We start from the raw sequence: 6196 nt of genomic DNA on the forward strand, positions 1-6196 counted from the left end.
CACGGTGGAGACCGCGCGCGCGGCTTTCGCCCGCGGCGATCTGTTCGAGGCGGTGCCCGGGCAACTGTTCGCCGAGCCCTGCGACCGCTCGCCGGCCGAAGTGTTCCAGCGCCTCTGCGTCATCAATCCGTCGCCCTACGGCGCGCTGATGAATCTGGGTGAGGGAGAGTTTCTCGTCTCCGCCTCGCCGGAAATGTTCGTGCGCTCGGACGGACGCCGGGTCGAGACCTGCCCGATCTCGGGCACCATCGCGCGCGGCCTTGATGCGATCGGCGATGCCGAGCAGATCCGCCAGCTCCTGAACTCGGAGAAGGACGAGTTCGAGCTTAACATGTGCACCGACGTCGACCGCAACGACAAGGCGCGCGTCTGCGTTCCCGGCACCATCAAGGTGCTGGCGCGCCGGCAGATCGAGACCTACTCAAAACTGTTCCACACCGTCGATCACGTCGAGGGCATGCTGCGCCCCGGCTTCGACGCGCTCGATGCCTTCCTCACCCATGCCTGGGCCGTCACCGTCACCGGTGCGCCGAAGCTGTGGGCGATGCAGTTCGTCGAGGATCACGAGCGCTCGCCGCGCCGCTGGTATGCCGGCGCGATCGGTGCGGTGAATTTCGACGGCAGCATCAACACCGGCCTCACCATCCGCACCATCCGCATGAAGGATGGTCTGGCCGAAGTGCGCGTCGGCGCCACCTGCCTATTCGATTCCGATCCCGCCGCGGAAGATCGCGAGTGCCAGGTCAAAGCCGCCGCCCTGTTCCAGGCACTGCGCGGCGATCCACCAAAGCCGCTGTCGACCTTCGCGCCGGATGCGACCGGCTCGGGCAAGCAAGTGCTGCTGATCGACCACGACGACAGTTTCGTGCACATGCTCGCCGATTATTTCCGCCAGGTCGGCGCCGACGTCACCGTGGTCCGGCATGTGCACGCGCTCGACATGCTGAAGCGGAAGAGGTGGGATTTGCTGGTGCTGTCGCCGGGGCCCGGCAGGCCTGAGGACTTTGCCATCAAGAAAACGATCGACGCGGCGTTGGAGAAGAAGCTGCCTGTGTTCGGCGTCTGCCTCGGCGTGCAGGCAATCGGTGAATATTTCGGCGGCGAGCTCGGGCAGCTCACGCATCCCGCCCACGGCCGGCCCTCGCGGGTGCAGGTGCGCGGCGGGCGGCTGATGCGCAATCTGCCGAACGAGATCGTCATCGGCCGCTATCACTCGCTCTTTGTCGAGCGCGACAGCATGCCGGAGGTGTTGTCCGTCACCGCCAGCACCGAGGACGGCGTCGCCATGGCGCTGGAGCACAAGACCCTGCCGATCGCCGGCGTGCAATTCCACCCGGAATCGCTGATGTCGCTCGGCAATGAGGTGGGACTACGTATTGTCGAGAATGCGTTCCGGCTGGATGCGCGCGTTGATTGAGAGGCACCAATGACCTTCGACCATGACATCAAGGCGAGCGTCCGCACCATTCCGGACTATCCCAAGCCGGGGATCATGTTCCGCGACATCACGACCCTGCTGGCGGATGCGCGGGCGTTCCGCCGCGCAGTGGATGAGCTCGTCAATCCCTGGGCCGGCAACAAGATCGACAAGGTCGCCGGCATGGAGGCGCGGGGCTTCATCATCGGCGGCGCGGTGGCGCACCAGCTTTCGGCCGGCTTCGTGCCGATCCGCAAGAAGGGCAAGCTGCCGCACACCACCGTGCGCATCGCTTACTCTCTCGAATACGGCATCGACGAGATGGAGATGCATGTCGACGCGATCCAGCCCGGCGAGCGCGTCATCCTGGTCGACGATCTCATCGCCACCGGCGGCACCGCCGAAGGCGCGGTGAAGCTGCTGCGCCAGATCGGCGCCAACGTCGTCGCCGCCTGCTTCATCATCGACCTCCCCGAGCTCGGCGGCGCCGCCAAGCTGCGCGCCATGGACGTGCCGGTGCGCACGCTGATGACGTTCGAGGGGCACTGACCGCCGCTGCGGTCAGATCATCTCGGCCTTCATCTCCGCCCGCCAATGCAGCATGCGCTCATTCAAAAGCGCGTTCCTGACATAGGCGCTCTCCTCGTCGTCCAGGCGCTCGCATTCGCCGAAGGTGAGGCTCGTCTCGCCATGCGTGCTCCAGGCGGCCTGGAGGCTGCGGCACGTGTGGCTGCCCTGGCGTAGCGAGAACCAGATGCGGTTCTGGATCGTCTCCAGGTTCGGCGCCTGGCCGACCCAAGCCTCGCCCGAGGCGGCGCAGCGCACGACGAAGATGCCCGCGATGGTCTTTCGCTCCTTGTAGGCGGCGATCGCTGCTTTCCGGTCAATGCTCATGGTGACGGGCCTGGTTGAGGGACGTTGCTGCGCAATCCCAGTAGCGGCCGCCTTGTCTTCTGTCAATATTACCCGGGTAAAATATTCAAGACCGCTGCAGGATCAGGCTGAGCTCGAGCTCGCGGAAGGCGAGGTAATTGCGTCGGGTCCACTGATGCAGCTCGGTGGACGAATCCTTCTCCTGGCGCAGATAGCCGGTGAAGGAGAAGTTCAGCCGGTCGATATAGGTCTTGAGGAAGCCCGGCAGCGCGGGCAGGCGGAACAGCCGGCCGCCCGCCATCGCGGCCGGCAGCTCGCCGCGTACGACATATTCGTTGTCCACCGTGATCAGATTCATGCGCGGGATCTGTCCGCGCAGCATCTCGTGGGCGCGAAGTGAGACGCGGTCGGTGTCGGCGATGAACAGGATCTGAGGCGCGACATGGCGGCGCGCTGCCTCCTTCAACAGGCCGATCTCGTCGGTCATCTTGAAGAACTCGTCGAAGGCGTGGAAGCCGAGGTCGATTACCTTGGCGAGGCCGTCATCGACGATGACGCGGTCCATCAGCTGCATCTTGCCGTAGGTGTCGATCACGTCGGCGGTTTCGGTGATCCCCGGCAGATAGTCGAGCAGCGACGGCTCCTTCAGATTGACGTCGAAGGCCGCGACGTTGCCGTTCTTGAGCAGCAGGAATTCGCTCAATAGCCGCGCCAGCAGGGTCTTGCCGACCTGCGGGCGGGGCGAACAGATGATGTAGACGGGCGTCGCGGGCATCACGAACTATTATCTGAGCGAACTCACCGCCCAATCCAGCCGTATCCGCCCGGGGTTCGCAACTATTTTTCGCTGTTGCGGGTCGCGGGTTTCGAACCGACGATGTCGGTCAGGCGGATGCGGTCGAACTCGCTCCAGACGTTGGCCAGCCAGTGCCGGACATAGCCGCGCAGCACGAACGAATAGTTCGCGGCATCGTCGTTGATGCCCTTGTTGGCGACGAATTTCAGGAACGGGACGGAGGACACCTCGACCTGCTCATAGGCCATTTCGTTGAGTTTTGGGATGGTCAGCTCGGTCGCGTCCTTGATACGGTGGAAGTAGGAATTATAGGTCGCCTGGTCCCACTGGAAGAACTGGGTGTCGTTGATGAAGTTCTTCACCAGGAAATATTTCGCGCCGGTCATGAAGCCCGCGGTCTCGGCGATCTCCTCCAGCGAGGCGATCGAGGGGCCCAGGATGTGGAACACCGCGAAAGTGATCTGGCCGGCCTTGGCGGCGTCGAGGAAGCCGATGTCGCGCAACGAGGCCAGTGCAGGCGAGAGCAGGCCGGCGCGGACGTCGATGACGGTGACCGAAGGGCTGACAGCGTTGAGCGTGTCAAAAATCTTCATCTGATCCGACGTGGTCGTCATGTCGACGATCTCGGTGATATCGGGGTGGAAGCGCTTCAGGGTTCCGCGCGGCGACTCCGTGTCGAAGGCGCGCGTCGGCACGTTGTTGGCGGAAAAATAATCGAGCAGGGTGCGCGATACCGTGGTCTTGCCGACCCCGCCCTTGTCCGCGCCCACCACAACCACTGCCGGCTTTGCCATTGCTGTCCCCTAACGCGCGCCCCCGATCGCGAGGTCGCAATCGGCCGGGCCCCAAATCGATGTCCGAAGGATGTCCCAAGTCTGCTGTTGGGCGCGAACATGGCAGAAACAAGGGAGAATTCAATTCCGCAGGCCCCAGTTACGGCAATTCCCGAGGTTTTTCCCAATCGCAATCAAACCTGCCGCGCGTGGCGTCCAATGACGTGCTCAATGGCGGCCCCAAGGTCCCATGGGATTGCCGATGGGATTGCCTATCGGGTTGCTGCTTGCGGTTCCGGCGGGGCTGGGTGCTGGCGCCGGCGGCGGGTTGGTCGAGCCGCCTGCATCGTTCCAAGGCCCCTGCCGCAGCGGTGGCGGCGCATCCCGCTGATCGGCTTGCGCTTCTGGTTCTTCCTCCTCATAGCCCGGCGGCGGCAACGGACCGGAATCATGGCCGCCGGCGAACTTGACCAGCGCGTCGACCCGGGACTGCACCGACGGATGAGTGGCAAACAAATCGGCAAAGCCCTCGCGCGGATTGTCGACGCAGAGCTCCATCACCGCGGAGGTCGGCCCGGCAGCTCGCCGCGGTTCTCGATCTTGCGCAGCGCCGAGATCATGGCGTCCGGATTTTTGGTCAGCTCGACGGAGCCTGCGTCGGCAAGATATTCGCGCGAGCGCGATAGTGCGAGCTTCACCACCTGCGACAACAGCCAGGCGACGACGATCAGCACGACCGCGATGATGATGACGATCACCGCACCGCCGCCGGAGCTCTTGCTGTCGCTCGATGACGAGGAGGATCGCGAGGATGAAGAGGATCCCGACGACCACGATCCCCCGCCGGAGCTCCAGTTGAAATTCGTGAACAGGCGGAAGAACAATTCGCCGAAGAAGCCGACCACGCCAGCGATGATGACGGCGACGACCATCAGCTGCACGTCGCCGTTCTTGATGTGGGTCAGCTCGTGGCCCAGCACCGCCTCGATCTCCTTGTCATCAAGTGCATCGAGGAGACCGGTGGTGACGGTGATCGAATATTGCCGCGGATTGAGGCCGGTCGCGAACGCGTTCAGCGCCGGGCTCTCCATGATCTTCAGCTTCGGCATGGTGATGCCGCGCGAGATGCAGAGGTTTTCGAGCAGATTGTAGAGCCGCGGCTCTTCCTGCCGGGTGACGTCGTGGCCGCCGGTCACCGCGTCGATCATCGACTGGTGGAAGAAATAGGCGATCACGATCCAGACCGCCGCCACGATCGTCGCAACCGGTGCGGCCACGATCAGATCGTGGAGGGCGCGCCTCAGATAATAGACGACGGTCTCATTGCCGTTGATGACGACTTCGGCGACCAGCGCGCCGGCATAGACCAGCACGTAGACCAGCGCGAACAGGCCGGCGAGCAGCAGCATCGAACGAAACTTGTTCGAGGCGATGTGCGTGTAGAGACCATACGCGGCCATGACGCGATGCCCTGCCGGCCTATCGGCTCAAATCAGAACTTCACCTGAGGCGTCGCCTCGACCTCGGTGCGGCTGGCGCCGAGATCGAAGAAGTCCTTCCTGGTGAAGCCGAACATGCCGGCGAACAGGGCCGCAGGCAGCTGCTGGATGCCGGTGTTGTATTCCTGGACCGCGTTGTTGAAGAAGCGGCGGCTCGCCGCGATCTTGTTCTCGAGGTCGGAGAGCTCGGATGCGAGCTGCTGGAAATTGGCGTTGGCCTTGAGGTCCGGATAGGCCTCCGACAGCGCGATCAGCCGGCCGAGCGCACCCGAGAGCTGGTTCTCAGCCGCGGACACCTGCGCCGGCCCCTGCGCCGACATCGCCGAGTTGCGCGCCTTGATGACGTCGTCGAGCGTGCCGCGCTCATGCGAGGCATAGCCCTTCACGGTCTCCACCAGGTTCGGGATCAGATCGTGGCGCTGCTTGAGCTGCACGTCGATATCGGCAAAGGCCTGGCCGACACGCTGGCTCAGCGCCACCAGGCGGTTGTAGGCGCTGAACGCCAGGAACACGAGGACGACGATGACGCCGAGAACGATCCAGCCGGTCGACATGGAGAACTCCTGAAGGGGGAAGAAGGCGGGCGCTAGGGTAGACCAAATTGGCGCGAAGCGAGAGCCCGGCGCAAAGGGGAGGTAAGACTTGGTCGAATGGGAAGCCGCTCGAGTTCAAGGCAAGAGAGGCCAGCGAAATTAACTTTCGGACATGATCGCGTCGCCCCAGCGCCAGCGCCGGGCGTCGGCATAGGCCGCCTTGTCGCGTCGCGGGACTTTCGCCAATGCGACCCCAGCCCCGGTGCAGAGCTTCGCCGTGATCTCGGCCTTGCCGACATCCGGCG

General features: G+C 64.0%; 6 protein-coding genes and 2 pseudogenes. 2 read left to right on the forward strand and 6 right to left on the reverse strand.

Features of this window, described 5'->3' with window-relative positions; genetic code table 11:
* Nucleotides 1–1417: anthranilate synthase component I (locus MOV75_RS23960; protein ID WP_247006732.1), on the forward strand; the 1417-nt coding region annotated here is incomplete at its 5' end.
* Between the two features lie 9 nt (nt 1418–1426).
* A complete protein-coding gene (locus MOV75_RS23965; protein ID WP_018323310.1) occupies nt 1427–1966 on the forward strand; it encodes an adenine phosphoribosyltransferase in 540 nt (179 codons plus the stop codon).
* 12 nt (nt 1967–1978) lie between these two features.
* On the opposite strand, the gene MOV75_RS23970 is transcribed toward MOV75_RS23965, so the two are convergent.
* The 6 genes and pseudogenes from MOV75_RS23970 to MOV75_RS23995 form a co-directional block, all read right to left on the reverse strand.
* On the reverse strand, nt 1979–2311 hold the full coding sequence (locus MOV75_RS23970; RefSeq protein WP_246921815.1) for a GIY-YIG nuclease family protein: 333 nt from the start codon (nt 2309–2311) through the stop codon (nt 1979–1981).
* An 85-nt stretch (nt 2312–2396) separates the two neighbouring features.
* Nucleotides 2397–3065: a hypothetical protein gene (locus tag MOV75_RS23975; protein ID WP_246921813.1), complete on the reverse strand. Its 669-nt coding sequence runs from the start codon at nt 3063–3065 to the stop codon at nt 2397–2399.
* A gap of 62 nt (nt 3066–3127) precedes the next feature.
* Nucleotides 3128–3880, reverse strand: coding sequence for a hypothetical protein (locus MOV75_RS23980; protein WP_246921811.1), 753 nt, complete (start codon nt 3878–3880; stop codon nt 3128–3130).
* A 207-nt stretch (nt 3881–4087) separates the two neighbouring features.
* Nucleotides 4088–5319 (reverse strand): annotated as a pseudogene (locus tag MOV75_RS23985) (M48 family metallopeptidase).
* Nucleotides 5320–5351: 32 nt separating this feature from the next.
* Nucleotides 5352–5912, reverse strand: coding sequence for a LemA family protein (locus MOV75_RS23990; protein ID WP_246921807.1), 561 nt, complete (start codon nt 5910–5912; stop codon nt 5352–5354).
* A 138-nt stretch (nt 5913–6050) separates the two neighbouring features.
* Nucleotides 6051–6196: pseudogene (locus MOV75_RS23995) on the reverse strand (SAM-dependent methyltransferase); the annotation flags it as partial.

It is taken from the genome of Bradyrhizobium sp. PRIMUS42, from assembly GCF_023006515.1.
Lineage (GTDB): Bacteria > Pseudomonadota > Alphaproteobacteria > Rhizobiales > Xanthobacteraceae > Bradyrhizobium.